We start from the raw sequence: 26,329 nt of genomic DNA on the forward strand, positions 1-26,329 counted from the left end.
CGGGGTGCCGGCGAACCAGCCCGGAGGGTGGACGAGCGCCAGGTGGACGGTTCCCGTAGAGTGGACGAGCGTTAGCGAAGTCCACCCAGCTATCCGTCAGCTTCGCAAGACCGCGCTGCGCTTGTCCGCCCTACCCGGTTAGGTGTCGGTCTTACTTGCGGGGCGCTCGGTGGTTGCAAACGCGTAGGGTGTTCCGCGCATGTCCAGCAGCGCGATGGGGTGGATCAGCACGGCCAGCGGACTGCCGTCGGCGCGCACGCGTACGCTCTCGAACGTCTCGACGCGCTCGCCGCGCTGCAGGCGCTCGATCGTCGCCCGGTGGAGCGCCTTCGCCTCGGTCGGTATGAGTCGCTCCACCGACATCGCCAAGGCGTCGCTCTCGCGATACCCGTAGATGCGCTCGGCCGCCGGGTTCCAGGCACGGATGGACCCGTCGAAGCCCTGCACCGTAATGGCATCTTCGGCATCCTTCACCAGGGCCGCGAGACGTTGCTCCTGCTCCAATGCATGGCGTAGGCGAGCCTCGGAGGTCTTCACCTCGTCCACGTCGACGAAGGCGATCACCGCGCCCTCGATGCGGTTCTCTGCGGACTTGTAGGGGCGAATCCGCACCGAATACCAGTGGCCGTCCTTATCCTGAAGGTCCAGCGCCTGCGGGGTCACCTGATCGATGACCGCCTGAACCCGCTGTTCGAGATCGGGAATCTCGATATTCGGCTTGATGTTTCCGATGGGCCGTCCGAGATCCGAGGAGATCAGGTTCAAGAGCTGCTCGGCCTGCGGCGTGAACTGACGGATGCGCAGGTCCGCCCCCAGGATCAGCACCGGAAGATGGACGCTGAGGAGGAGATTACCGAGATCGCTGTTGGCCTGGGCCAAGTCGTTGTTGCGATTTTCCAGCTCGCAATTGACGGTCGCCAGCTCCTCGTTGGTGGATTGCAGCTCTTCCTTGGCCGTCTCCAGCTCCTCGATCGTGCTCTGCAGCTCCTCGTTGGCGGACTGGATCTCTTCGTTGGCGGACCTAAGCTGCTCGTTGTTGCGCTCCTGTTCCGTGATGATCGCTTGGAGATAGTCGCGCGTGGAGGTCAGCTCGCGCTCGAGCGCAACGATGCGCTCGTCCACCGGCATCGGGGGCTCGCTCGCGACGCCGAGCGCGGCGACCGAGCCCGGCTCGGCGGCCGCTGTCTCGTCGAACAGGACCAACAGCCGATCGGGTGCCCCGCTGCCGATGTCGATCGGCAGCACCTGCAGACCGACCCAGGCATCGGTTCCGTTGCGCCGATACCAGACCCGACTCTTGCTCACGGATGCGCCGCTCGTGCGCGCCTCCTGGATGGCCGCGCGCAGCTCCACGGCGAGCTCCCTGCGCGCGAGCTTGAGTAGATTCAGGGTTGCCGCACCCGGGATGGGATCCAGATAGCGACCGGTCTCGCCGCGAAACATCAGAATCTCCAGGTCGCTCGAAATCACCACGCCCGGCGGCCCGTAGTGCTCGAGGATCATCCGGTCGGCCGCTTCGGCGAGATCGATCGGCTCCTGAAGACCCTTCGCAGGGGAAACGACAGGGACATCGCCGGGGGTTTGAAACGCACGCGGCATGAGCGCAGGGTCGAGCCGAGGCGCATTGGATTTCTTGGTGTAGATCTTGTTCTTCTGGTCGAGGAGTGCGAAGAGATCGGCCCGCGCCCCGATGGATTCCGAGGAACCCAACATCAAAAACCGATTCGGCTCCAGGGCGTAGTGGAAGATCTGCAGCGCCTGCTTCTGCAGAGGCGGACCGAAATAGATCATCAGATTCCGGCAGGAGACCAGATCCAACTTGGAGAAGGGCGGATCCTTCACCAGATTCTGCACCGCGAAGATGCACAGATCGCGCACCCGCTTGGCGACCTCGTAGCCGCCGGCCTCCTTCACGAAGAAACGCTTCAGCTGCTCGGGTGCCAGGTGCGCGACCAGCGGGTCGGCGAAGAGACCTGTGCGGGCCTTTTCGATCGCCTTCGCGTCGATGTCGGTTCCGAAGATCTGAATGCGTGTCCCGGTCGCCCGATCTCCCAGATACTCGAGCATGGCGATGGCGATCGAGTAGGCCTCCTCGCCGGTGGCGCAGCCGGGCACCCAGACACGGACCGGGCGCTCCGCGTCCGGCTCCGCGAAGACGACCGGAAAGACCTTCTCGCGCAGGGCGTCGAACGCCTCGGGCTCGCGAAAGAATCCCGTGACGCTGATCAGCAGATCGTCGAACAGTCTCCCGATCTCCTCCGGCTCGGATTGGAGATAGCGCACGTATCCGGCAAACCGCTCGATCCGGTGCACGGCCATGCGCCGCTTGATCCGGCGCAGGATGGTGTCGCGCTTGTATAAGCTGAAGTCGTTTCCGGTGCGCGTGCGCAGCATCATGAAGATCTTGCCGAGATCCTCTTCGTTGCCGCTCGGCAGCTGCGCGATCGTGCGCGCAGGTTGGCGCAGATAGGGATGGCGCGCGATGCGCGCGAGCTCGCTCGCAATCTCCGGCGGAGCCAACACCAGATCGACACAACCGGCGGTAATCGCGCTGCCCGGCATCCCGAAGTGCTCCGCGCTGCCCTCGTCCTGGGCGAAGGTCATTCCGCCGGCCGCCTTGATCGCCTTCAGCCCCAGGGTGCCGTCCGAACCGGTCCCGGACAGGACCACACCGATGGCCTTTGGCCCCAAATCGTCCGCCAGGGTTTGCAGGAAGATGTCGATCGGCAGGTGCAGCCCGCGCTCCTCCTGGCGCGCCAACACGAGCAGCCGCCGATGATGCAGCCCGAGCGAGCAGTTCGGCGGGATGACATACACCTGGTCGGGCTGGACCGACTCGCCGTCCACGGCCTCCCGCACCGGCATCCGGGTCGCCCCGACCAGCAGATCGACCAGGAGGCTCGGATGTGCCGGATCCAGATGCTGGATCAGCACGAAAGCCATGCCGGTGCGCGTCGGTAGATGGTGAAGCAGACGACGGAAGGCATCGAGCCCGCCGGCCGAGGCCCCAATCCCGACGATCGGGAAGACGCCGTTCTCGGACTCGGTAACGCGGGAAGGGTCTTGGTAGAGCTCGGGGGAAGACTCCGGCGCAGTGTCATGCCTGGATGTTTGCGGATCAGAGCTCATCGGTGACTCCTCATGGTCGACCAGGGGATCAGTACACGGACGGGGCGGGCTGTCAACTCGCGGCGAGCAACCGCGTGCGATCGCGCGCCCGACCGGGGATCCAATCGATTCATCGGCTGGTCCGTAAGACTACTTAGCCAGCCCAGGTAAAGCCACAATGCAAGAATCCACAATTTACTCATATACTTGCGTTCGGTAAACGACAGGGATGCCAACCGGGCAACGCCAACATCGGAATCCTCGGCACGCAGGTGATCGGCCGGGTAGATTCCACGCGTCGAGGAGCCGGCGCTCGATATCGATTCAATCGGATTCAATCGAACAGGGCACGATGGGCGCACACATGGCAAGACATCCGGAATGGGACGGGGAGGACGCCGATCCATCGAGCAAATGGTCGTTGGAACAGGCGGGCAGCGAAGACGAGCTGCAGCGCCTCATGCACGATTTGAAGACGCATCAGATCGAGCTGACCCAACAAAACCGAGAACTTCGAGATGCCCAGCGTGCGCTCGAGATCTCGCGGGACCGCTATGCCCGTCTCTACGACCGGGCGCCCGTCGGCTATTGCACCCTGGATCGCGGAGGTATCATTCGCGAAATCAACCTGACCGGTGCATCCATGCTCGGTAAGGAACGCGAGCACCTCACGGGCACGCCCTTCTGGAATCATCTCGATGCCGGTCAAGCACGTGCGCTGCACGCGCACATCGAGGCAGTGCAAGGCAGCGCAGAGCACCGCTCCCTCGGCGTCCGGCTGACCCGGCCCCAGACCGGGCATGCCCGCGATCTCAGGCTCGAGAGCGAGCCCGCGCGGGGCGAAGACGGCGAGGCGGTCTGTCTCACCGTCATGCTCGATGTCACCGAGCAGCGACACCTGCTCGAGCAACTCCAGGCGCGGGAGGCGACGCTCTCGCAGCTCGCCCTGCATGACCCGCTCACCGGCTTGGCCAACCGCGCCTTGTTCTCCGACCGGCTCGATCAGGCGATCGCACGGGCGCAGCGCACCGGGGAGCGACTCGCGGTCCTATTTATCGACCTGGACCGCTTCAAGCTGATCAACGACAGCTACGGACACCTCTTCGGCGACGAGGTCCTCAGAGACGTTGCTGCTCGGCTCAAAGAGCAAGTCCGCAGGGACGACACGGTCGCACGCATCGGCGGGGACGAGTTCCTCATGCTCGTCGCCCCGGTGGACTCGCCGGACGCCGCCGCCGCGGTCGCGCGCAAGCTCATCGAGCTGCTGAGGCGTCCCTATGCCGGTCCCCGAGACGAGATCGCGCTGACCGTCAGCATCGGCATCAGTCTCTGTCCGGACGACGGCGCGGAGGCGGAAGACCTGGTGCGTCAAGCCGACACGGCGATGTACATCGCCAAACAGAGCGGTCGCAATACCTTCCGCTTCTACGCCGCGGACATGACCGCGCAGGCCTTCGACCGAATCCTGCTCAGATCGGGTCTAGCCCACGCGGTAGAGCGCGGCGAGCTGATGCTGGCCTACCAGCCCCAGCTCGATCTGGATACCCGTCGCATTCCCGGCATCGAGGCGCTCGTCCGATGGAACCATCCGGTGCTCGGCTGCTTGGCGCCCGATGGGTTTCTAGCCCTGGCCGAGGAGACCGGGCTGATCCGCGGAATCGATACCTGGGTGCTGCGGACCGCCTGCACTCAGCGCAAGCGTTGGCAGACCGAGGGGCTCAACGACGGAACTCGCATCAAGATCAATTTGTCAAAACGCGAACTTGAGCGGCCGGAATTTGCCGACGATCTCGAAGCTTTGCTCCGCGAGTTGGATCTTGATGCGCGACTGGTGAACCTGGAGCTGACGGAGACGGGACCCGTCTCGGACTCCGCCTCGGCACTGGAGACGGTTCGCCGATTGAAGGAGCTGGGGATCGAGCTCACGATCGACCATTTCGGCGCGGTCTCTTCTTCGCTCGTGGATTTGAAACGACTGCCGATCGGGGAGTTGAAGATAGACAAATCCTTGATCGACGGACTCCCGCAAGACAGTGACGATGCAGCAATCGCACGCGCGATCCTCGCGCTGGGCAGGACTCTGGGCATGCGCGTCGTCGCTCAGGGTGTCGAGACGCAGCATCAGGCCGATTTCCTCAAGCAGGCCGGCTGCAAGATCGCGCAAGGGTTTCTCTACACCCAGGCGCTGGGTCCGGACGAGCTGATGCGGTTCGTCAAGACTTGGACCTGAGGAGCCACTCGGCGAGGGCCGGAGCGGGTCCGCCGATCCGGGCCTTGTTGCAAGGAGGGCCGGCAGGGTGGACGAGCGAGAGCGAAGCCCACCGGTTCACGCGCCGATGTTGGTGAACTGCGCTGCGCTTGTCTACGATACGGCTCGATATTCGCGCGTCATCTGCCCGTGCCGATCAGCGACGGCGCCGCGCTGACGGGCGAGGACGCCGGAGGAAATCGGCGCAACACAGAACGATAATGAAGGGGAGGAGAACACCACCATGACACGACTCGACTCGATGCGCGCGCTGACGGCATCCTCGGCCTTGCAGGCTAAGGGCGATCAGGCGATCAGGACTTTCGGACTCGGCGATGACCGGCGCGGGGGCACCAAGCAAACGGGCAACCGTAACCCGAGGATTGCAGCCCCTGCCGCGGATCTCGATTACGAGATCGAGGACGGCCACCTGCGAATTCGGATCGACGGCCCGCTCGATTTGCGCTGCGCCTTTGCCTTGTCGCTGATCGGCCAAACGGTCGACGAGAGTATCGACGCCTGTACCTTCGACCTCACGAGCGTCGACCGGATCTTCGACTCCGGGATCGCAGCACTTGTCTTGGTCGCCCGGCAGCTTCAGGAAAAAGGCGTGGAGCAGATCCGAATCCACGGCATCGATCTAGACAGCGCGACTCTGCGACCCTTCTTGATGTGAGCATCCCGGTCCGCCGACTCATCGGCCATCGCCCGACACCTTACTCAACCCCAGCAGGTCATTGTTGCCGCACCGGAACGACCGAACACGGATCGGCCCGAATCTTCTAGAATGAAGGTGTGTGGAGAGCGTTTTCGCCGAGCTCCGGAGCTGGGCCGAGAGGCCGAGGGCGATTCCGTAAGGCATCGCAGACGGGCGAACCGCGAACCGCAAACATCGAACCGAAACGACACACCCCGGCACGGCAACACCCGAAACGGGTTTCGAGCACACTACCGAATACCGGCATCGGAGCCCAAACCGCCGGCAGCACAATGGAGGTGCCGCTCCAATGGCAAGATTCGACCAAGCAAGCGATGCACAACTGACGCGACTCTTGGCGGAGCTCGAGCGCGCAGGCAATGGGTCGCACGAGCTGACCCGCCTCGTGCATGAGCTGCAGGTCCATCAGATCGAGCTCGAACAGCAAAACCGCGAGCTGCTCGCAATGCGTGAGGTTCTGGAAGAGTCTCGCGAGCGCTACGCGGACCTCTATGATTTCGCTCCAGTCGGCTATCTCTCGATCGACGTCGTGGGCAGGATCCAAGACATCAACCTGACCGGCGCCAAGCTCCTCGGGCAGTCCCGAGACACTCTGATCGGCCGCACCTTGGGTGGTTTCCTGCTTCCGCAGGAGCGCACCCGCCTGCAGGCCCATATCGCCGATGTGCTGCACGGAAAGGAACCCACGATCTGCGAAGTACGCCTGAAGGCGGACGACACGGCCGACGTCGCGGAACCGCAGACCCTGATGCTCGAAAGCCGGCGCGAGGACGGGAGCACGCCGCCGCAGATCCGCGTCATTCTTTCGGATATCACCGAGCGCAAGCGCACGGAGCGCGAGCGCAGGCAACGCGATAGCGCAGCAGCCGCGGCGGAGTCGAGACATCGGCTGGTCAGCGGGCTCGAGCGGCTGTCGGCCGCGGCGACGGCGGCGTTCGACCCACAGACCGTCTTGAACGACCTCTTGCGGGTCGTGCAGAATCTCCTGCGGGTCGATCGCGCCTGGCTGCTCTATCCATGCGATCCCGACGCGAACGAAGTCCGTATCCTGGCGGAGGCCACCGTTCCGGGATGCCCAGGCGAACCCTTGACCGACCGTGCAGTCCCAACCGACGGCCCGCTGCGCGGCCTGATCCGCTCCGCCCTGAACACCTCCGACCCCGTGCAGGATCCGGATCCGCGCGCCGTCCCGATCCTCGGCGGTGGCTTCGCGCCGCGCTCGCGCCTGATCATCGCAGTGCGTCCCGAGGGTGATCGGCCCTCGCTGCTCGGACTGCATCTGTGTCGAGTCGAACGCACTTGGAACGAGGGCGACCTGACCCTGGCACGGGCGCTCGCCGGACGGCTTGCGGACATCCTCGACATCCTCGCGACGCGGCGCGCGCTCTCCGAAAGCGAGGAGCGTTTTCGCGCAACCTTCGAGCAGGCGGCAGTCGGCATCTGCCACCTCGACCAACAGGGCCTGTTTCTCCGCGTCAACCGCAAGCTCTGCAACATCCTCGGCTACACCGAAGAGGAGCTGCTCGCCCGAACCTGTCGCGGTCTGGTCCACCCGGAGGATCACGATGCATTGATGCGCTACATCGCGAGGATCGGCGAGGTCACGCCCTACGACCGGGACAAAGACCGAAGCGGAGCGCAGAGCCTGGAGCTGCGACATATCGGCAAGTCGGGCCAGGCCATCTGGTGCAACCTGACGATGGCCTCCGTGCGCGATTCGAGCGGCGACCTGCGGTATTTCATCGGCGTCATCGAGGACATCACCGCCCGCAAACAGCTCGAAGAGCGCGAGTCCAGACACCGCCACGCACTCTTCAGGGTCGGGCGCATCAGCACCATGGGGGAGATGTCGAGCGCCATTGCCCATGAGGTCGCCCAGCCGCTGATGGGCATCAGCACCTATGCCGGCGGGGCACTCGAGCGTCTCGAGAGCGCACCGACGGATGTCGAGCCGCTGCGTCTCGCGCTGCATGAAATCTCCAGGCTCGCCGCCCGTGCGGGCAGGATCATCGAGCGCATTCGGGATTTTTCCAAGCAGCACGCCAGCACGCCCCGACCCATCGACCTCGAGGCCATCGGCCGCGCCGCGGTCGCTATGATCGAGCCGGAGACCAGGGCGAACGGTGTGAAGGTCGAGATTCGCGTCGGCGCCGACGTTCCCTTCGCCAGCGGTGATCCGGTCGAGATCGAGCAGGTCTTGATTAACCTCCTGATCAACGGCATGGACGCGATGCGCGACACGCCACCCGCCGAACGCCGCTTGCGCGTCGCGATCGAGCGCGCCGACCCGAATCAGGTCAGGGTCGTCGTAGCCGATCGCGGTATCGGTCTGAGCCAGACCGAGCCGAGCCGCCTGTTCGATCCCTTCTACACGACGAAGGAAGGCGGTACCGGGCTGGGGCTTTCGATGAGCCGAACCATCGTCGACTCCTACGGCGGGCGTATCTGGGCCGAGCCACGGCCCAGGGGCGGCGCGGTGTTTACGTTCACGCTGCCCGCCCATCGTCCGGGCCATTCGACCGACGGATCACCCGCGAGCTCGGCCGATGGGCCGCTCGACAGTGCGCCCGACACAGCCATCGGAGACCCGAAATGAGCTCGAAGTCCACGGTGTTCGTGATCGACGACGACGAGGACGTGCGCGATTCTCTGCGCTGGCTCTTCGAATCGGTATCCATGCCGGTCAAGGTCTTCGAGTCGGCAGCCGGGTTTCTCGCCGATCCAGGCTGCGAGGGTTCAGGCTGCCTGGTCTTGGACGTGCGCATGCCTGAGATGGACGGACTCGAGCTGCTCGAGGTCCTGCGCACGCACCGCATCGGTCTGCCCGTCATCATGGTCAGCGGACACGCCGACGTGCCGATGGCGGTGAGGGCGATGCAGTCCGGTGCCGTCGACTTCATCCAAAAACCGGTCAATCACCAAGATCTCCTGCAGCGCGTGCGCAAGGCGCTCGCCGCGGACGAACGCTTCCGTGAGGAGATCGGCGACCCGCGGCTCATCGCCGAGCGGCTCGAGCAGCTCACCGCCAAGGAGCGCGAGGTGCTTGAGGCGATCGTCAACGGGAGCACCAACAAGGCGATTGCCGGCGCGCTCAATCTCAGCGTGCGAACGGTCGAGACGCATCGCGCGAACCTCATGCGCAAGCTCGGAGTCCATTCAACTGCCGATCTGGTCCGCCTAACGCTCGCGTGCCGGCTGCGGCCTTAAACCGCGCCCAGCGCGGTACGCGACGTTTTTGGCTGGGATCGGCCACGGCAGACTTAACGGCCGCTGGAGCCTGCGCGGATTAAGGTATTAAAAATCTCTCATTCTAAACCGCGTCTCCGCTCAGGGCCGTGGATGCTCCCAACATCGAGCTCACTCGAAAACGAGCATCTCTCTGGACACGGTTTGAATGTCAAAAGCACTGAACTGGGCCTAAAGGCGACCGCGCGGCATACAATGGATCGATCGACCACCTGCCGAAGTTGCCTGCCATGCGCCGATTCCCCGCCGAGTGGGAACCCCAGAGCGGGGTCATGCTCACCTGGCCTCACGAGGACACCGACTGGGCCGATCAGTTGGATCGGGTCGAGCGACTCTATACCGACCTCGCCGCTCTGATCGGGCGCTACGAGCCGTTGCTGAACGTCTGCCGGAACGCCGAGCATGCCGCGGCCATCCGCGCACGCCTCGCAACCGCCGGCGCCGATACCGACAGCCAGCGTTTCGGGGTCGCCCCGGGCAACGACACCTGGGCGCGCGATCACGGGCCGATCGGCGTTCGCACCGAATCGGGAGAACGCCTCCTGCTCGACTTCCGTTTCAACGGCTGGGGGGGCAAGTTCGCCGCCGATCGCGACGACCGCATCACCGAGACGCTGAGCGCAGGCGGTCTTTTCGGAGAAACAGCGCGCGAGCCCGTCGACCTGGTTCTCGAAGGCGGCGCGATCGAGACCGACGGTCGGGGCACGCTGCTCGCGGTCACCCGAACACTGGCCGACCCGCGCCGCAACCCGGGCCTGACCCGCGACGCAATCGAGCGGATCCTCGCCGAGCGTCTCGGCATCCGTCGTTTCCTGTGGCTTGAGCACGGCGCCATCAGCGGCGACGACACCGACGGACATATCGACACCTTGGTTCGCTTCTGCGCGCCCGACACACTCTGCTACGCCCGCTGCACCGACCCGACCGATGCGGATTTCGACGCGCTTCAGGCGATGGAGCAGGAGCTTCGAGGGTTTCGCGACCCGCAGGGCAGCCCCTACAGGCTGGTGCCCTTGCCGACCCCCGACCCCATTCTGGACGGCGACGGCGAGCGCCTCCCGGCCGGCTACGCGAACTTTCTCCTCATCAACGGCGCCGTGCTCGTGCCGACCTACGACACGCTCGCCGACACCGAGGCGCTCGACATCTTCCGCCGTCTCTTCCCGGACCGCGCCGTCTTGCCGGTCGATTGTCGGCCCCTGATCCGCCAAGGCGGCAGCCTGCACTGCATCAGCATGCAACTGATGGAGGGCGTGCTGGCTTAAACCGCCGCGTTCGTCGTCTTTCTCATCCAAACCGCGTCACAGCAGAGGGTCTCGGAATCCGCTAGCGTTTGAACACCCGACAGCGTTCAGGTCTTCCAGAGGACGCGGTTTGGATCATTCGATCTCGCTAACGTGCTAATGAGCTGCGCTGCATCAAATCAGGGCTGCAGCAAAGCGCCTAGAATCTCCAACAAGTAGGCCGAGGTGTGCAGAATGTCATTGCTGGATCAGATTCCTGTCGTAATCGAAACCGGCTCGGCCGAGACCGAGGTCGATGCGCAGTGGCACGGCAACGCCGAACCTGTCTTGCATGAAGTCCGCCATGCCTTGGCGCGTCTGGTCGCTAAGGGCGAGACGACGAAGATCGACCTGAAGGCAATGCCGTTTGGTCCGGGCGACCTGGAGCGCTTGCTGTCCGTGCTGGGCACGGGCGAGGTTCAAGCCAGCGTCGACGCCTTGGGTCCGACACGCGTCCAAGAGACCGCCATCCCCGGGGTCTGGCTGGTGGATTACCTGAATTCGGAGGCGCATCGCCTCGCCCTGCATCTCGAGATCGCGACCGTTCCCGAGATCCTGTGTCCGCAGCCGCAGGATCTGGACGACGCGATCGCCGCGCTCGACGCCCGATTGAACCCGGACAAGAGCGACCCGCCTCTCGCGTCCTGACATCTGAAGGAGGGACTATGGCTGCCCGTAACCCCACTGATAAAACACTCGGCGAGAGCCTTCGCGAACGTGGCGTCTCGCGCCGCGGCTTCCTGAAGTTCTGTGCCGCGACCGCCTCGATGATGGCACTGCCGCCGAGCATGGCGCCGGCGATCGCTGCGGCGCTGGAGCAGGCCAAGCGCCCGTCGGTCATCTGGCTGTCGTTCCAGGAATGCACCGGCTGTACCGAATCGCTGACCCGCAGTCATGCCCCGACGCTCGAAGACCTCATTCTCGACGTCATCTCGCTCGATTATCACCATACCCTGCAGGCCGCGGCCGGCGATGCCGCCGAGCACGCGCGCGAGCAAGCGATGGCGGCGAATCCGGGCGAATATCTGGTCATCGTCGACGGCTCCATCCCGGGGCCGGACTCCAATCCGGGCTACTCCACCGTCGCCGGTCACAGCAACTACGCCATGCTCATGGAGACGGTCGAGAACGCCGCCGCCGTCATCGCGGTCGGCACCTGTGCGACCTTCGGCGGCCTGCCGGGCGCCAACCCCAACCCGACCGGCGCCATGTCGGTCATGGATCTGGTGAAAGACAAGCCGGTCATCAATGTCTCGGGCTGTCCGCCGATCCCGATGGTCATCACGGGTGTCATCGCCCATTACCTCACCTTCGGACGTCTGCCCGAGCTTGACGCCTACAACCGCCCGATGGCCTTCTTCGGTCAGTCGATCCACGACCGTTGTTATCGCCGCCCCTTCTACGACAAGGGGCTGTTCGCCAAGACGTTCGACGACGAGGGTGCGCGGCTGGGCTGGTGTCTGTACGAGCTCGGCTGCAAGGGTCCGACCACCTACAACGCCTGCGCGACCATGCGCTGGAACGACGGCACCAGTTGGCCGGTCGAGGCAGGCCATCCCTGTCTGGGCTGCTCCGAGCCGAGATTCTGGGATGCCGGCGGCTTCTACAACACGGTCTCGGTGCCGACCTCGGCATCCGGCGTCAACGTGCTGGCCGCGGGTGCGGCGGGTGCGATCGTCGGCGGCGCGGTCGCGGCATTGGCCAAGAAGCAGACCAAGACGGCTGTTGCCCATCGCCAACCGGTGACGGTCGAAGAATTGGAGGCCAAGCTATGAGCGGCTCGATGGAGTTTCTGCTGTGGACCAAGGGTCCGATGTTCAATATCGCGATCACGATCTTCGCGATCGGTCTGCTGGTGCGCATCGCCGAGATCTTCATGCTGGGGCGCAAGAAGAACTTCGCCGAAGCCCGCGCCGGAGAGTGGGGGCCGGGTTTCCGGACCATGGTCACCCGCACCGTCGCGGACCCGGGCACCTTCGAGCGCGCACCCTTCAATGTGGTGGTCGGCTGGATCTGGCACATCGGTTTTCTGATCGCCCTGCTGCTTTTCCTGCCGCACATCGCGCTGATCGAGAGCCTGACCGGCCTGTCCTGGCCGGCGTTGCCCAACCCGGTGATCAGTCTGGTCACCTCCGTCACGCTGGTCGCGCTGATCGCCACACTCGTGCACCGGATGACGCATCCGGTGAAGAAACGCATCAGCACGGTCGAGGACTATGTGGTATGGGCCGTAGTCTTCGCGGTCGTGCTCACGGGCTGGTTGGCCTATTACCGCCTGGTCAATCCCTATCCGCTGGTTTTGGGCATGCACATCCTCTCGGCCGAGGTCATGCTGATCCTGCTGCCCTTCACCAAGCTGACGCACATCTTCACGACCTTCATCGCACGCTGGTACAACGGGGCCGCATTCGGCCGTAAGGGGGTTCAGTCATGAGCGAGCTGACACTTGAACAGGGCCGTGCGCAGTCTCAGGATGCCCCGAAGGCGAGCGAGCTAACACTCGAACGCGGTCTCGCGGCCTTTCGCGCCGAGGTCGACGGGCCCGTCGCGGCCTTCTTTTCGAGCTGCGTGCACTGCGGTATCTGTGCCCAGGCCTGTCCTTTCTACCTGGAGACCGGCGATCCCAAGTACACGCCGATCCTCAAACTCGAGCCCCTGCGACGCGTCTGGGAAAACGACTTCACCCTCTGGGGGAAGATCAAGGGACTGTTCGGCCTCAATCACAAGGTGACCGACGCGATGCTGGCGGAATGGGAGGAGCTGCTCTACGACTCCTGCTCCATGTGCGGTCGCTGCTCAATGGTCTGCCCGGTCGGCAACGATCTCGCGCTAATGATCCGCAAATCACGCGAAGGCATGGTGCAGGCCGGACATGCGCCGGAAGGCCTCATCGCCGCCTCGGTGCGCGCCATCCAGACCGGCAGCCCCATGGGGCTGCAATGGAAAACGCTGGCGGTGCAGATCAACCATGTCGAGACCAGTTCGGGGCTGAAGGTCCCGGTCGACCAGCCCGGCGCCGAGTATCTCGTGCTGCTCTCCTCGATGGAGATCATCAACTTCCCCGAGTATCTCGAAGCCATCACCAAGATCTTCGACCACGCCGGGGTGACCTGGACGCTCTCGACCGAGTGTTTCGAGGCGACCAACGCCGGCATCCAGATCGGCAACAAGGACATCGCCGCCCAACTGGTCGAGCGTGTCGTGGCCGCCGCCGAAACGCTCAAGGTGCCGAAGGTCATCAGTCCCGAGTGCGGACACGCCTTTACGGCCATCCGTTGGGAAGGCCCGAACCTGATCGGCCGGCCCTACCCCTTCAAGGTCTTCCACATCATCGAGGTCCTCGACGAGCTACGTGCGAGCGGTCGACTGAAGACCGAGGGAATGGAGACCGATCGGCTCTCGATGCACGACCCGTGCAACCTGGCCCGCAAGAGCGGTGTCATCCAGCAGCAGCGCAACCTCATGGGCCTGGTGGCGGAGAATTTCGTCGAGCTCAAGGAGCACGGCAAGTTCCAGTGGTGTTGCGGTGCCGGCGGGGGTGTCAGCTCCAACGAGCGCGCGGAGCCGCTCAAGATGGCCGCCTTCAAGCGCAAAAAGGCGCAGATCGAGGAGGTCAGCCCGGAACGCATGGTCACCATGTGCGCCACCTGCCGGACCCAGCTCGAAGAGGGTCTGGAGGAATTCAACATGGAGATCCCGGTGGTCGGTCTCACCGAGATGATCGCCGAGCACCTGGTGGAGAAGAACTGACATGAGCGAACGCATCGTCGTCGATCCCGTCACCCGTATCGAGGGCCATCTGCGCATCGAGGCCCAGATGGACGGGGAGAATATCGCCCAAGCCTACAGCTCCGGGACGTCGGTCCGCGGCCTGGAAACCATCCTCAAGGGCCGCGACCCGCGCGATGCCTGGGCCTTCGCCCAGCGCATCTGCGGCGTCTGCACCCTGGTCCATGGCATCGCCTCCGTGCGCAGCGTGGAGGACGCACTCAAGATCGAGCTGCCGCCCAACGCCCAGCTGATCCGAAACCTCATGATCAGCTCGCAGTTCGTGCACGATCATGTGATGCACTTCTATCACCTGCACGCGCTCGACTGGGTCGACGTGGTCAGCGCGCTGAGCGCGGATCCGAAGGCGACCTCGGATCTGGCCCAGTCCATCAGCAGTTGGCCCAAATCCTCGCCCGGCTACTTCGCGGACACCCAGAAGCGCATCAAGACCTTCGTGGAATCCGGCCAGCTCGGCATCTTCGCCAACGGCTACTGGGGCCATCCCGCCTACAAGCTGCCGCCCGAGGCCAACCTCATGGCGGTCGCCCATTATCTCGAGGCGCTGGCCTGGCAGCGTGATGTCGCACGGCTGCACGCCATCTTCGGCGGCAAGAATCCGCATCCGAACTTCGTCGTCGGCGGCGTGCCCTCCCCGATCGACATCGACTCGGATTCGGCCATCAACGCCAAACGGCTGGCCGAGGTGCAGCAGATCCTGCAATCCATGCAGACCTTCGTCGATCAGGTCTATGTCCCGGACACGCTGGCGATCGCGAGCTTCTACAAGGATTGGGGCGAGCGCGGCGAGGGCCTGGGCAACTTCATGAGCTACGGCGACCTGCCGGCCACCGGGACCATGGATCCGGCGCAGTTCCTGTTCCCGCGCGGTGTCATCCTCAATCGCGATCTGAGCACCATCCACGAGATCGACCTGCACGACGCCGGTCAGATCCAGGAATACGTCGCCCACTCCTGGTACGAGTATTCGGGCGGAAACGACCAGGGGCTCCACCCCTACGACGGCGAAACCAACCTGGAATACGACGCCCGCGGCGGCGTGAAACCGCCCTATACGCAACTCGACGTGAACGACGGCTATTCCTGGATGAAGGCGCCGCGCTGGAAGGGTCACGCCATGGAAGTCGGCCCGCTCGCCCGCGTGCTCCTGCTCTACGCCAGCGGCCACGAGCAGACCAAAGAGCTGGTCGAGATGACCCTCACCACGCTGGACCTGCCCGTGCGCGCCCTCTACTCGACGCTCGGACGCACGGCGGCCCGGACCTTGGAGACGAAGATCCTGACCGACACCGCACAGGACTGGTACAACCAACTGATCGCCAACATCAAGGCCGGCGACAGCCGCACCTTCAACGAGACCCTTTGGGAGCCGTCGAGCTGGCCCGCGGAGGCCCGCGGCGCCGGTTACATGGAGGCCCCGCGGGGCGCGCTCGGTCACTGGATCGTGATCAAGGACCGCAAGATCGCCAACTACCAGGCAGTCGTTCCCTCGACCTGGAACGCCGGCCCACGGGACCCGAGCGATCAACCCGGCGCCTACGAGGCCGCTCTGCAGGACAACCACCAGCTGGTGGACGTCAAGCAGCCGATCGAGATCCTGCGCACCATCCACTCCTTCGACCCCTGCATCGCCTGCGCGGTGCATCTGACCGATCCGGAAACGGGGGAGCAGATGGAGATCAAGATCACCTAAGACGATCGTTTTGAAGAGAAAAAGGCCGCTCAACGCGGCCTTTTTCTTTGGAATCGATGGAATTCATGAGCACCGGGACCGAGTTCAGGCAGCCAGACCGCCCGAGAGGGCCAACAAGAGCAAGAGCAGAAGCAGGATTCGACAAGCGCGATTCATGATGGAAAACTCTGATGCTGCGATGACACGAACGATGAGGTGCTAACCGGGACGGCCGCGCCGGCGCGGCTGGCTCGGCTTGGAATGCCGTGTTCCTCGCCGACTTCGCCGGCAGAACCGATTCCCTTCGGCGCATTGCTCGATCCGACGTGCTCGTGCCAAGCATCGATGATCCTCGTCAAGACGTTGGTCGAGCGAAAGCGATACCGCCGCTTCGCCGCCGCGACGACCAGCTGCTCGGCGACGACAAGAGGCCATTGCTATGAACCGTGACGACTCCGCACTCCTTCCCTGCAGCGCGAACGCCGGTTCTGTCGGCCGCAATCAGGCGCTGCTCGAAACACTTGGCTGGGGCCCCTTCTTCGCGCAACAGATCAGCGTGGAGGCACTGTCGGATTCGCCCGCGGTGCGCGTCGTCGCCGTGCATCGCAGCGGCCTGCACATCGTTGGCGCCGGCATCGACGAGATTCTCCCACCGCGCGCCGACGCGACCGTGGGGGACTGGCTGCTGCTGGATCGCGCGCTGCCTCGGGCGAGCCGCGTCCTGTCTCGGAAAAGTCTTATCAAACGACGGGCGCCGGGCACGAACCGAGAGGTGCAACTGATCGCGGCGAATATCGACACGGCCTTCGTCGTCACCTCCTGCAATCAGGATTTCAACCTTGCCCGGTTGGAGCGCTATGTCGCGCTCGCCTTCGAGGCGGAGATCACGCCAGTCATCGTGCTCACCAAGGCTGATCTGGCGACGGATCTGCAATCCTGGATCGACGCAGCCCGCGACGTCTCGGACCGGGTGCCGGTCCTCGCGCTCGACGCCCGAGGTGACGAGCCTCCGGAGGTGCTGTCACCCTGGTGCAAGCCAGGCCGAACGGTCGCGTTCCTTGGGTCATCGGGTGTCGGGAAATCGACCCTGACCAACGCCCTTGCGGGCACCGATGCGATCGCGACCCGGGCTATCCGCGAAGACGACGCGAGGGGACGCCATACGACGACGCATCGCGAGCTTCACCTGATCCCCGGAGGCTGCCTCGTGCTGGACACACCTGGCATGCGGGAATTGCAGTTGACAGACGCCGCGTCCGGCATCGCCGATACCTTCGAGGACATTCAGATGCTCTCGGCTCAATGCCGGTTTGGGGATTGCCAACATGAAAGCGAGCCCGGCTGTGCTGTCCGGGATGCGATCGAGCATGGCCGACTCGACCCTACGCGACTTCTCCGCTGGCGCAAGCTTCTGGCGGAGGACACCTTCAACTCCGCGAGTCTCGCCGAGCGCCGGACAAAAGACCGAGAATTCGGCAAGATGGTCCGAAGAGTGATGACCGAGGCCAAGTCGCGCCGACGGTCCTGATCAAGGTCCGACTTGACGACCAGATCGGCGAGCCCCTCGCCGGCACAAGATCGAACATACGACGGTCAGAGCTTCATGGTCTCGAAGGCACTGGGCGTAAAGTCAGCCCGTGAGCTCGACGGTGCGGCGATCTGCATCTTGACGGGCACCACCACCGAACGAAATCGTGCGGACGATTCCCCACGCACGACATAGATCACGAACCGGCGGTGTTCGATCCCTCGGATCAGACCGACCGCGGCTTTGAGGCGAGCCGCTGCGACGCGCCATCGAGCGCCGCCGAACGAGCAGCAGGAGCAACCATGACGATCAAGCAGGTCATCACCGAGGGCGACACGCCGGTCAAGGTTTGGACCGAGGAGCTTGACCCACGCTCGCGCATGCAACTGGTGAATCTCTCCAAGCTGCCCTTCATCCATCGTCACGTCGCGGCCATGCCGGACGTGCACGCCGGCATCGGCGCAACCATCGGCAGCGTCATCGCCACCGACCGCGCGATCATCCCGGCCGCCGTGGGTGTCGATATCGGCTGCGGCATGGCCGCCGCGCGCACCTCGCTCGGCGCCGAGCAGCTCGACGAGCGGGCGCTGAAGAAGGTCTTCGACCAGATCAGCCGCGACGTGCCGGTGGGGCGTTCCCAGCACCGTGACGAGCGCGCCCTGACCGAGGCGGCCACGCCCTTCGCCGCACCCCTTGCCGCACTGACCGAGAAGCACCCGCAGCTGCTCAAGGCCTTCGGGCGCTTCTCCAACTGGGTCAACCAGATCGGCACCCTGGGTGGCGGCAATCATTTCATCGAGGTCTGTCTCGACGAGTCCGGGCGCGTCTGGGTCATGCTGCACTCGGGCAGCCGCGGCATCGGCAATGCCATTGGCCATTACTTCATCAAGCTGGCGCGGCACGACATGGAGCGCTGGATGATTCAGCTCCCCGATCGGGATCTCGCGTACCTGCCGGAGGGCTCCGAGCACTTCGACGACTACGTGGCCGCGGTCTCTTGGGCGCAGGCCTATGCGCGGACCAACCGCGAGCAGATGATGACTCTGGTGCTGGCCGCGCTCGCCCGGCATCTGCCGGCCTTCTCGGTCACCGACGCGGTGGTGAACTGTCATCACAACTACGTCGAGCGCGAGCACCACTTCGGGTCCAACGTCTGGGTCACCCGCAAGGGTGCGATCCGGGCACGCGCGGGCGATCTCGGCATCATCCCCGGCAGCATGGGCGCACGTAGCTATATCGTCCGCGGCAAGGGCAATCCCGAGAGCTTCTGCTCCCGCGCCCATGGCGCCGGGCGGCGCATGAGCCGCACCGCGGCCGAGAAGCAGTTCACGCCGGCGGATCTGGTCGCTCAGACGCAGGGGGTCATCTGCCGCAAGGACAAGGGTGTACTCGACGAGATTCCGGGTGCCTATAAGGACATCGACCAGGTCATGGCCAACCAGGCGGACTTGGTCGAGGTGGTGCATACGCTCAAACAGGTCGTTTGCGTGAAGGGTTGAGGCGGCATGACGATCGCGGCCGACCGAACCGGAAGCGCCCCACGGACGGCGGATGAGCTCGCCGACCAGCGCATCGACCCCAACGAAACCCATTCAGTGCAATCCGCCAAACTGCTCCGCGAACGGCGCCGGAAACCGCCGCTCCCGCGACCGATCGGCATTGGCCAAGCCCCCCGCGAGAAGCCGCCGGCATGGCGAATCAAGGCATGATGCGAATCACGTGCGGTGCACTGGGAATTGTTGCCGAACCCACAGCAGCGCTAGGCGCCGATCACCAGAACGGCCGAAATCGTCTCGGATCGCACGATGTCGCGAGAGTCGGCGCCCTGGGCACCGAGCAGGGCATCGTCGTAGTCGTCGACCAAAAGCGGGAACAGGTCACTGCGTTCGGTGCAGAACCCCATTGGGCTTGGGTCGGCAAAGCGTTGAATTGGCGCGCCCGACAGGATTCGAACCCGATTCTACGATAATCCTAGCGAGGCTTCGCCTCAGACCGACGAGTCATGGGGTGCGCTCGGGTGTCGGGCGGCCCCGGTTGAGCGACGGAAGGCTAAACTTCCGTTGGTAGCCGCACGTAGCGGCGTGTGGCGCGTGGCCAAGATGCCAACCGGGGCCTGCTGTGATGTTAGTCCAAACCGTCGGTGAACTCCTGAAAGATCGAGTCACGCTGGATATCGAAGGAATCGACCGGTTGTATCTGAACCTGTATCAGCCGCGGCTGCAGACCGGCGGCGGGGTGGCCAACTTCTTCAAGGTCCATCGCGGTGCCAAGGTCGCCTCCACGGTGCTGATGGCCCCGATCAGCCGCGCCTTCGTCAAGGCGATCGATCGGTTTGCGCAACGCGAGGGCGTGGAGATCGTGACCTTCGCCAAGGGACAGCGCAAAGACGACATGACCCGCGAGCGGCTCCGCGACTTCGCTCAACCGGAGGGTGTCCTGTACATCGGCAAGGCCCAGGAGCGGTTTGCCAGTTTTCGCATGATCAAGAAGATCAGCGCCCACACCGGTCAGCCGTACCCTTGGTTCACCCGCGGGACGGTGATGTGCAACCATGACTACTTTTATTTGGTCGACGCGGACTTCGGCCCCCTGTTCATCAAGTTCTGCTCCTACTTTCCCTACACCGCACGGGTCTGTCTGAACGGTCATGAGCACGTCAAGCGTCAGTTGGCCAAGGCGGGCATTCCCTTCGAGGCCCTGGACAACGGCCTGCTCGGCTGCGCCGATCCGGCCCTCGCGCAACGCATCCTCGATGACCTGAGCGAGGAGACGATCGCCGCGCTGGTGGCCAAGTGGCTGGGACGCCTCCCGGATCCCTTCACGGCGGAGGACCATGCCGCCGGCTACACTTTTCAACTCTCCATCCTGCAAGCGGAGTTCGCCCGCACGCAGGTGTTCGACCGGCCACTGTCCGGGCGCCATCTGTTCGAGGAGGTCATCCGCGAAAACCTCGATCTTGGGCGGCCCGAGAAGGTCAGCCTGATCTTCAACCGGAGGATCACCAAACGCACGCCGGGGAGCTTTCATACCCGCGTCATCACTCAAGGGGTTATCCCTTCGCTGCATGTCGGCTACAAAGCCTCCAAGATCAAGCAGTACTTCAAGGAAGGTCGGGCCCTGCGCACCGAGACCACGATCAACAACACCCATGACTTCGGCATCGGACGGAATCTCAACAACCTGCCTGCCCTGCGGGCCATCGGCTTCAACGCCAACCGTCGCTTGCTGGAGGTCGAGACGCTCGCCCAGGACTGTCTCCTGGCCGAGGAGGTGTTCGATCAGGTCACCCAACCGCAGGTGGTCGGCGGGCAACGCGCCCCCGGATTGCACTTGGATGATCCGCGGGTGCTGGCCCTCTTCACCGCCCTGTGTCTGTTCCTCACCCTGCCCGAGGGTTTCCGCCACGCCGGGATGCGCACCTGGATGGCCCAGGCCTTGGGGTTGCCGCTCGCGGCCTATTCACCCGGCCGGATGACCTACGATCTGCGCCGACTCCGGCTGCATGGCCTCATCGAACGGATCCCGCAGAGCCATCGCTACCGGGTCACCGATGCGGGACTGCGGGTGGCCCTGTTCTTCACCAAGGTCCACAGCCGCATCCTGCGACCCGGGTTGTCCCAAGTGTTCGACGGCTGTCCGAAGGCACCCAACCGGCCCATCGCCACCGCCATGAGCCGGCTGCAACAGGCCCTCGCGGACCTGTTCGAGCAGGCCAAACTTGCGCCGGTTTAAACTTGACTCACGCGCGCAGAAAGTTGTTCGTCAAGGAACCCTAGTCAGGTTGGGTCGAGAACGGCCCCTGCCACCGCCTCTTGGCCGCTGACGCTGTGCGCGAAGATCGGCGGAAGTCAGGCAAGCGAATCTTAGAAATCCTTGACGAGATCATGTTGGAAGCAACAGCACAGATGGCGGATCGCGCCCCTGGTTCCTCTGCCCCGCAAGTGGTTGCGGGCGAAGAGTGGTCAAGCTCTACCTCGGCGGATCGGGCTTTTTTACCTGCCGGCACAGCTACCGTCTCGCCTATGACTGCCAGCGGGACACTGCTGATCACCGCGCGATGCGGTGAGCGGAGAGCGTTCGGCGACGGCTGAGCTGGGAGCCCTGCATCCTGAACTTAACCGGAGAACGGCCGAAAGGCATGCATCGGCGCACCTTCGAGCGGCTTTGGAGCGAGTAAGACGCGCTCGTCAAAGAGTCGCTTGCGGGGATGGCAAAACGGCTGCGGTTGATGGAGAGAGGGCTGGGCGGGTTGCTCTGCGACTAGGATGTCGAATGGTGAATCTGTTTCGCAAAACGAGCCCCCTGCTCAAGAAACTCCCATCAAGCTTTTCCGGGGGTGGGGGTAAAAGTGGGGGTAATTTTCGACATTTCGCCATAACAGAAAAAGGCTCGGCACCATACTTGATGCCAAGCCTTTGTTCTATATGGCGCGCCCGGAAGGATTCGAACCTCCGACCACCTGGTTCGTAGCCAGGTACTCTATCCAGCTGAGCTACGGGCGCTTTGAGCATGGCGCTCCATCCGTGGAGGCTCTATCCAGTCCGGCATGCCTGCAGACTGTTTGAGCGCTGGTGGTGCAGACTGTCTCTGACACCACCGAGCAGCGTATCTTCCGGATCTGGAGGCCAGCTGTCAAGAGGCTCGATTCACCTCGGTTGACGCCGGAACTGTCGACCAATCGCGCCGGCGGAATTCTCTCTCGCGACGCGCTCGCCGACCGGGATGCCGTCGGGCAGAACCAGTTCCATTTACCGGCCGTACTCATCCTCGAGGGCCAGCTCGGAGGCCTCGCGCACCGAGACCGCTGCCTCGCGCACCACCAGCTCGAACTACCAGGTGATGGTTTGTTTCAGGATATCCCTAAAGACGTGAACCAACGCGAAAGACGTGAACCAACGCGCGGCAGTGCGCCCGAGATGGACCGTTGGTTGGTGGATCCGCTAACATGTCCGACGGCACTGTCGCGCGCACGGCAACCGGCGCAACGCAAACCTTGGTTCGGTCGCATCCCGTTTCGGACGCCCTGGCTCACAGAACCCGAGCCTCTCGACCATCGCAACGAGCTCAAACACTGGCATCGCCGCGACCCCAATGCGCATAGTCCTCATCCTGATCGTCGCCTCTTGGGGAATCGTCGCACTCCTGACGTTCGCAACCACGTCGCAGAAATCTCTGGACGCCAAGCTCACCGCCGGCTATCTCGTGCTCTTGCCGGTCTTGGCCGTGGCGCTGTTCTTGAACGAGCCTGTCCCACTGTGGCTCGCGGTGCCGACGTTTTTCGGATTTCTGCCGTGGTTCATGGCTGCACCGCATCTCTACGAGATCCTCAAGGATCCGACTCGCTCGCGCCCGGACGAGATCGTCGGCATTCCCCGCGCCTACTGGAAATGGGGCGGAATCGGCGCGATCTTGCTTGGAATCGTCTTCGACGGATTCGTGTATGGTTGCGGCTGAGGCTCGGTGCGCGGAGCGACTCCGTTTCGGCCCTGCGTCACCCGAAAACCGTCACCGCCCTTGACCGGAACACCCCGACCCTATGAACCGACACGACTCGATTGCCGACCTCATCGCCATCGTTGCGCGGCTGCGCGACCCTGAGGACGGCTGCCCCTGGGATCAGGAGCAGACCTTCCGCAGCATCCTGCCCTTTACGCTGGAGGAGGCCTACGAGGTCGCCGAAGCGATCGAGAACGAGGACATGAAGGAGCTGCGCGAGGAGCTTGGCGACCTGCTGCTTCAGGTGGTCTATCACGCCCGGATCGCCGAGGAGCAAGGCAGCTTCGCCTTTCCCGACGTAGTGCAATCGATCAGCGAGAAGATGATCCGCCGTCATCCGCATGTCTTCGGAGACGCGGAGCTCGAGGACGAGGAAGCGGTGCGCGCGAACTGGGAACGCGAGAAGGCCGCCGAGCGTGCAAGCAAACGCCAGCGACCCATCGGGAGCGTGCTCGAAGGGGTTGCCCAAGCCCTCCCCGCCTTGGTTCGGGCCGAGAAGCTGCAGAAGCGCGCGGCCGTCGTCGGCTTCGACTGGGACGAGATGGAAGAGGTCTTCGATAAGGTGCTCGAAGAGCTGCAGGAGTGTCGCGAGACGTTGCGCGCCCACGCCGAGCCGACCGAGCGGGTTCATGAGATCGGCGACCTGCTGTTCTCCTGTGTCAATCTCGCCCGCCACATGGGCGTGGATGCCGAGCAGGCGCTGCGGGCGGCGAACCACCGTTTTGAGCGGCGCTTCGGGCGGGTCGAGGTCTGCCTGCGCGCCGGGGGACAGGCGCCAAGTGTTGCTATGCGCGGGGAGATGGAGCGGCTGTGGAATCTCATCAAATCCGAGGAGCGCTAAAACCGCGCATTCTTGAGATCGGCTCGGTCTCATCGGGATCGAAGACTGGAGTCACTAACGGGCGTTGCAGCGGGCGCGGTTTTAAGATTTTTTTATCAACTGAACCGCGTCCTGCCGGGGCACTGGAGGGAGAGGCGGCAGGCGTGACCCGCATCGGTCGCATGAAATTCCAAGACGCGGTTCATCAATGAGCTATCTCGATAAGATCGATGCGTGCAACGCCTGGGAGCCGGCCGCGTTTATCCCCTTCATCCGACGGGGCGAACGTCTCGGGAGCCTGCGGCGCAGTGCTGCCCAGGTCCTTCGGCGCTGGCCGACACAGTTCCGTGTCACGGAGACAGCGGTCGAGTGGGTCGACACGCCGGATGACTTCGACGGCTGCACCGCGGCGCTGACCGAGGTGTCGCGAGGACTCGTCGACGAGGGCGTGATCCCCTATCTGCACGGCGAGCAGTACCCCGTCACCGCCGGCGGGCGCGAGGCGGCGCGCTGTCTGGTCGACCGGGCCTGCGCACCCTTCTTCGGGATGCGCGCCTTCGGTCAGCACCTGAACGGTTTCGTGCGGACCGCACGGGGCATCGAGATGTGGATCGGCCGGCGCGCCGCCGATCGCCGTCTCTATCCGGGGCGGCTCGATAACCTTGTTGCGGGCGGGTTGCCCCACGGTGTCGCTCTGGTCGAGAATCTGCGCAAGGAGTGCGCGGAGGAGGCCGGAATGGCCCCAGCCCTTGCAGATCGGGCGGTAGCCGTCGGGGCCGTCACCTACTGTCGTGATTCGGAGCGTGGACTGAAGCCGGATGTCATGTTCTGCTACGATCTGGAGCTTCCCGAGGACTTCGAGCCGCGCTGCACCGACGGGGAGGTAGAAACCTTCTACCGCCTGCCTGTGAAGGAGGTCGCGGAGATCGTCCGCGAGACCGATGACTTCAAGCTCAACTGCAACCTGGTCATCATCGATTTTCTGATCCGCCACGGACTGATCCCTCAGGACGACCCGCAGTATGTCGCGATCGTTCAGGGTCTGCGTTCCCCATTGCCCTCGTCGGATCGACGCCCGATTCCGACCAACTGACAGGGCCGCTGCGGCGGCAAAGGCACTATGAGCCCAATTCGACTCCCGATTCAAAGACGCAGAACCGTTCCGGTGCGCATCGGCCCGGTGACCGTCGGCGGACACGCACCGATCGTGATTCAGTCCATGACCAACACGGACACCGCGGACATCGCGTCCACGGTCCAACAAGTTGCCGAGCTGGCCCGCGCGGGCTCGGAGTTGGTTCGGATCACGGTCAATCACGAGTCTGCGGCCCGCGCGGTCCCGGCAATCCGCGAGGCGCTGGACGCACAAGGCTGCGACGTGCCCTTGGTCGGCGATTTTCATTTCAACGGCCACCGCCTGCTGACGGACTATCCGGAGTGTGCCGAAGCACTCGCCAAGTACCGGATCAATCCGGGAAACGTCGGACGCGGCGAGAAGAAGGACAGCCAGTTTGCGACCATGGTCGAGATCGCGTGCCGCTACGACCGTCCGGTGCGCATCGGGGTGAACTGGGGCAGCCTGGATCCGGACCTGATCGTCAGGATGATGGACGAGAACGCGCGCTCGCCCGACCCGCGAGACGCCGAGCAGGTGATGCGCGAGGCGATGGTGGAATCCGCCATCTCGAGCGCCGAACGCGCCGAGCAGGTCGGCCTGCCGCGTGATCACATCATCCTCTCCTGCAAGATGAGCGGCGTACAGGACCTGATCGCGGTCTATCGCATGCTGGCCGATCGCGGCGACTATGCCCTGCATCTGGGCCTCACCGAGGCCGGCATGGGGTCGAAGGGGATCGTCGCCTCGACCGCCGCCTTGTCCGTGCTGCTTCAGGAAGGCATCGGCGACACCATCCGCATCTCGCTCACCCCGGCACCGGGCGAATCGCGCACCCGCGAGGTCGTGGTCGCCCAGGAGATCCTCCAAACCATGGGAATGCGCTCCTTCGCACCCATGGTCACCGCCTGTCCGGGCTGCGGACGCACCACCAGCGACACCTTCCAACACCTGGCCCAAGATATTCAAGCCTACCTGCGCGAGCAGATGCCGGACTGGCGCACCCGATACCCCGGCGTGGAGACCATGCAGGTCGCCGTCATGGGCTGCGTCGTGAACGGCCCCGGCGAAAGCAAGCACGCCAACATCGGCATCAGCCTGCCCGGCAACGACGAGCGTCCGTCCGCACCCGTCTATGTCGACGGCGAAAAGGTCGCCACACTGAAGGGCGACGGGATCGCCGAGCAGTTCAAACGGATGGTCGACGACTACATCGAGACCCACTATCGGGCGCAGTGACGGAGGCGTCGGTCCGGTCGGCTGCGGCGATGTCGGAAAGGGAACGACTCGGTTGAGAGACGTCCGGG

19 protein-coding genes and 1 tRNA gene are annotated in these 26,329 nt (G+C 64.2%); 17 read left to right on the plus strand and 3 right to left on the minus strand.

Going from position 1 to position 26,329, the window contains the following annotated elements; all coding sequences use genetic code 11:
- Nucleotides 1-138: 138 nt before the first annotated feature.
- A complete protein-coding gene (locus LT988_RS03095; RefSeq protein ID WP_232408785.1) occupies nucleotides 139-3,129 on the minus strand; it encodes a chemotaxis protein CheB in 2,991 nt (996 codons plus the stop codon).
- 343 nt (nucleotides 3,130-3,472) lie between these two features.
- Here LT988_RS03095 and LT988_RS03100 point away from each other — a divergent pair, with 343 nt between their 5' ends.
- The 12 genes from LT988_RS03100 to LT988_RS03155 all read left to right on the plus strand — a co-directional run bounded on the left by LT988_RS03100 (nucleotide 3,473) and on the right by LT988_RS03155 (nucleotide 19,091).
- Nucleotides 3,473-5,338, plus strand: a complete 1,866-nt coding sequence (locus LT988_RS03100) for a putative bifunctional diguanylate cyclase/phosphodiesterase (RefSeq protein ID WP_232408786.1) — start codon at nucleotides 3,473-3,475, stop codon at nucleotides 5,336-5,338.
- A 262-nt stretch (nucleotides 5,339-5,600) separates the two neighbouring features.
- Nucleotides 5,601-6,032 (plus strand): STAS domain-containing protein, encoded by a 432-nt coding sequence (locus LT988_RS03105; RefSeq protein ID WP_232408787.1) that lies wholly within the window; start codon nucleotides 5,601-5,603, stop codon nucleotides 6,030-6,032.
- A gap of 331 nt (nucleotides 6,033-6,363) precedes the next feature.
- A complete protein-coding gene (locus LT988_RS03110; protein WP_232408788.1) occupies nucleotides 6,364-8,670 on the plus strand; it encodes a PAS domain S-box protein in 2,307 nt (768 codons plus the stop codon).
- Nucleotides 8,667-9,281 (plus strand): response regulator transcription factor, encoded by a 615-nt coding sequence (locus tag LT988_RS03115; protein ID WP_232408789.1) that lies wholly within the window; start codon nucleotides 8,667-8,669, stop codon nucleotides 9,279-9,281. The genes LT988_RS03110 and LT988_RS03115 overlap by 4 nt, the downstream gene beginning before the upstream one ends.
- 269 nt (nucleotides 9,282-9,550) lie before the next feature.
- Entirely contained in the window at nucleotides 9,551-10,585 is a 1,035-nt protein-coding gene (locus tag LT988_RS03120) for an agmatine deiminase family protein (protein WP_232408790.1), read from the plus strand.
- A gap of 213 nt (nucleotides 10,586-10,798) precedes the next feature.
- A complete protein-coding gene (locus tag LT988_RS03125) occupies nucleotides 10,799-11,251 on the plus strand; it encodes a hydrogenase expression/formation protein (RefSeq protein ID WP_232408791.1) in 453 nt (150 codons plus the stop codon).
- A gap of 17 nt (nucleotides 11,252-11,268) precedes the next feature.
- Nucleotides 11,269-12,378, plus strand: a complete 1,110-nt coding sequence (locus LT988_RS03130; RefSeq protein WP_232408792.1) for a hydrogenase small subunit — start codon at nucleotides 11,269-11,271, stop codon at nucleotides 12,376-12,378.
- On the plus strand, nucleotides 12,375-13,037 hold the full coding sequence (locus LT988_RS03135; protein WP_232408793.1) for a hypothetical protein: 663 nt from the start codon (nucleotides 12,375-12,377) through the stop codon (nucleotides 13,035-13,037). The genes LT988_RS03130 and LT988_RS03135 overlap by 4 nt, the downstream gene beginning before the upstream one ends.
- Nucleotides 13,034-14,353 carry a (Fe-S)-binding protein gene (locus tag LT988_RS03140; protein WP_232408794.1) on the plus strand — a complete coding sequence of 440 codons (1,320 nt, stop codon included), beginning with the start codon at nucleotides 13,034-13,036 and terminating at the stop codon, nucleotides 14,351-14,353. Before LT988_RS03135 ends, LT988_RS03140 begins: the two co-directional genes overlap by 4 nt.
- A gap of 1 nt (nucleotide 14,354) precedes the next feature.
- The gene (locus LT988_RS03145) at nucleotides 14,355-16,085 is read left to right on the plus strand and encodes a nickel-dependent hydrogenase large subunit (RefSeq protein WP_232408795.1); all 1,731 of its coding nucleotides are present in this window, start codon (nucleotides 14,355-14,357) and stop codon (nucleotides 16,083-16,085) included.
- A gap of 418 nt (nucleotides 16,086-16,503) precedes the next feature.
- A complete protein-coding gene (rsgA, locus tag LT988_RS03150; RefSeq protein WP_232408796.1) occupies nucleotides 16,504-17,592 on the plus strand; it encodes a ribosome small subunit-dependent GTPase A in 1,089 nt (362 codons plus the stop codon).
- 302 nt (nucleotides 17,593-17,894) lie between these two features.
- Entirely contained in the window at nucleotides 17,895-19,091 is a 1,197-nt protein-coding gene (locus tag LT988_RS03155) for an RtcB family protein (protein WP_232408797.1), read from the plus strand.
- A gap of 260 nt (nucleotides 19,092-19,351) precedes the next feature.
- Here LT988_RS03155 and LT988_RS03160 read toward each other — a convergent pair whose 3' ends face one another.
- Nucleotides 19,352-19,495 carry a hypothetical protein gene (locus LT988_RS03160; protein WP_232408798.1) on the minus strand — a complete coding sequence of 48 codons (144 nt, stop codon included), beginning with the start codon at nucleotides 19,493-19,495 and terminating at the stop codon, nucleotides 19,352-19,354.
- A 218-nt stretch (nucleotides 19,496-19,713) separates the two neighbouring features.
- Between LT988_RS03160 and LT988_RS03165 the strand changes: the two genes are divergently transcribed.
- Nucleotides 19,714-21,324, plus strand: a complete 1,611-nt coding sequence (locus LT988_RS03165; RefSeq protein WP_232408799.1) for a hypothetical protein — start codon at nucleotides 19,714-19,716, stop codon at nucleotides 21,322-21,324.
- A gap of 693 nt (nucleotides 21,325-22,017) precedes the next feature.
- Here LT988_RS03165 and LT988_RS03170 read toward each other — a convergent pair.
- Nucleotides 22,018-22,094 (minus strand) — tRNA-Arg (locus tag LT988_RS03170).
- A gap of 589 nt (nucleotides 22,095-22,683) precedes the next feature.
- Here LT988_RS03170 and LT988_RS03175 point away from each other — a divergent pair.
- The 4 genes from LT988_RS03175 (at nucleotide 22,684) to ispG (ending at nucleotide 26,261) form a co-directional block, all read left to right on the plus strand.
- Complete coding sequence (locus LT988_RS03175) at nucleotides 22,684-23,046, plus strand: hypothetical protein (protein WP_232408800.1); 363 nt, start codon at nucleotides 22,684-22,686, stop codon at nucleotides 23,044-23,046.
- An 82-nt stretch (nucleotides 23,047-23,128) separates the two neighbouring features.
- On the plus strand, nucleotides 23,129-23,929 hold the full coding sequence (mazG, locus tag LT988_RS03180) for a nucleoside triphosphate pyrophosphohydrolase (RefSeq protein WP_232408801.1): 801 nt from the start codon (nucleotides 23,129-23,131) through the stop codon (nucleotides 23,927-23,929).
- A 187-nt stretch (nucleotides 23,930-24,116) separates the two neighbouring features.
- On the plus strand, nucleotides 24,117-25,001 hold the full coding sequence (locus tag LT988_RS03185) for a DUF4743 domain-containing protein (RefSeq protein WP_232408802.1): 885 nt from the start codon (nucleotides 24,117-24,119) through the stop codon (nucleotides 24,999-25,001).
- 27 nt (nucleotides 25,002-25,028) lie between these two features.
- Complete coding sequence (gene ispG / locus LT988_RS03190; RefSeq protein ID WP_232408803.1) at nucleotides 25,029-26,261, plus strand: flavodoxin-dependent (E)-4-hydroxy-3-methylbut-2-enyl-diphosphate synthase; 1,233 nt, start codon at nucleotides 25,029-25,031, stop codon at nucleotides 26,259-26,261.
- Nucleotides 26,262-26,329: the final 68 nt, after the last annotated feature.

Source organism: Thiocapsa bogorovii (assembly GCF_021228795.1).
Classification (GTDB): Bacteria; Pseudomonadota; Gammaproteobacteria; order Chromatiales; family Chromatiaceae; genus Thiocapsa; species Thiocapsa bogorovii.

What these genes read in the sequence shown, in the direction of transcription:
- LT988_RS03140 (WP_232408794.1), top strand. Translation starts at nt 13,034, where the DNA reads ATGAGCGAGCTGACACTTGAACAGGGCCGTGCGCAGTCTCAGGATGCC.
- LT988_RS03160 (WP_232408798.1), bottom strand. Translation starts at nt 19,495, where the DNA reads ATGGGGTTCTGCACCGAACGCAGTGACCTGTTCCCGCTTTTGGTCGAC.
- LT988_RS03145 (WP_232408795.1), top strand. Translation starts at nt 14,355, where the DNA reads ATGAGCGAACGCATCGTCGTCGATCCCGTCACCCGTATCGAGGGCCAT.
- LT988_RS03165 (WP_232408799.1), top strand. Translation starts at nt 19,714, where the DNA reads ATGTTAGTCCAAACCGTCGGTGAACTCCTGAAAGATCGAGTCACGCTG.
- mazG (WP_232408801.1), top strand. Translation starts at nt 23,129, where the DNA reads ATGAACCGACACGACTCGATTGCCGACCTCATCGCCATCGTTGCGCGG.
- LT988_RS03135 (WP_232408793.1), top strand. Translation starts at nt 12,375, where the DNA reads ATGAGCGGCTCGATGGAGTTTCTGCTGTGGACCAAGGGTCCGATGTTC.
- LT988_RS03185 (WP_232408802.1), top strand. Translation starts at nt 24,117, where the DNA reads ATGAGCTATCTCGATAAGATCGATGCGTGCAACGCCTGGGAGCCGGCC.
- ispG (WP_232408803.1), top strand. Translation starts at nt 25,029, where the DNA reads ATGAGCCCAATTCGACTCCCGATTCAAAGACGCAGAACCGTTCCGGTG.
- LT988_RS03120 (WP_232408790.1), top strand. Translation starts at nt 9,551, where the DNA reads ATGCGCCGATTCCCCGCCGAGTGGGAACCCCAGAGCGGGGTCATGCTC.
- LT988_RS03100 (WP_232408786.1), top strand. Translation starts at nt 3,473, where the DNA reads ATGGCAAGACATCCGGAATGGGACGGGGAGGACGCCGATCCATCGAGC.
- LT988_RS03130 (WP_232408792.1), top strand. Translation starts at nt 11,269, where the DNA reads ATGGCTGCCCGTAACCCCACTGATAAAACACTCGGCGAGAGCCTTCGC.
- LT988_RS03105 (WP_232408787.1), top strand. Translation starts at nt 5,601, where the DNA reads ATGACACGACTCGACTCGATGCGCGCGCTGACGGCATCCTCGGCCTTG.
- LT988_RS03095 (WP_232408785.1), bottom strand. Translation starts at nt 3,129, where the DNA reads ATGAGCTCTGATCCGCAAACATCCAGGCATGACACTGCGCCGGAGTCT.
- LT988_RS03175 (WP_232408800.1), top strand. Translation starts at nt 22,684, where the DNA reads ATGCGCATAGTCCTCATCCTGATCGTCGCCTCTTGGGGAATCGTCGCA.
- LT988_RS03155 (WP_232408797.1), top strand. Translation starts at nt 17,895, where the DNA reads ATGACGATCAAGCAGGTCATCACCGAGGGCGACACGCCGGTCAAGGTT.
- rsgA (WP_232408796.1), top strand. Translation starts at nt 16,504, where the DNA reads ATGAACCGTGACGACTCCGCACTCCTTCCCTGCAGCGCGAACGCCGGT.
- LT988_RS03125 (WP_232408791.1), top strand. Translation starts at nt 10,799, where the DNA reads ATGTCATTGCTGGATCAGATTCCTGTCGTAATCGAAACCGGCTCGGCC.
- LT988_RS03110 (WP_232408788.1), top strand. Translation starts at nt 6,364, where the DNA reads ATGGCAAGATTCGACCAAGCAAGCGATGCACAACTGACGCGACTCTTG.
- LT988_RS03115 (WP_232408789.1), top strand. Translation starts at nt 8,667, where the DNA reads ATGAGCTCGAAGTCCACGGTGTTCGTGATCGACGACGACGAGGACGTG.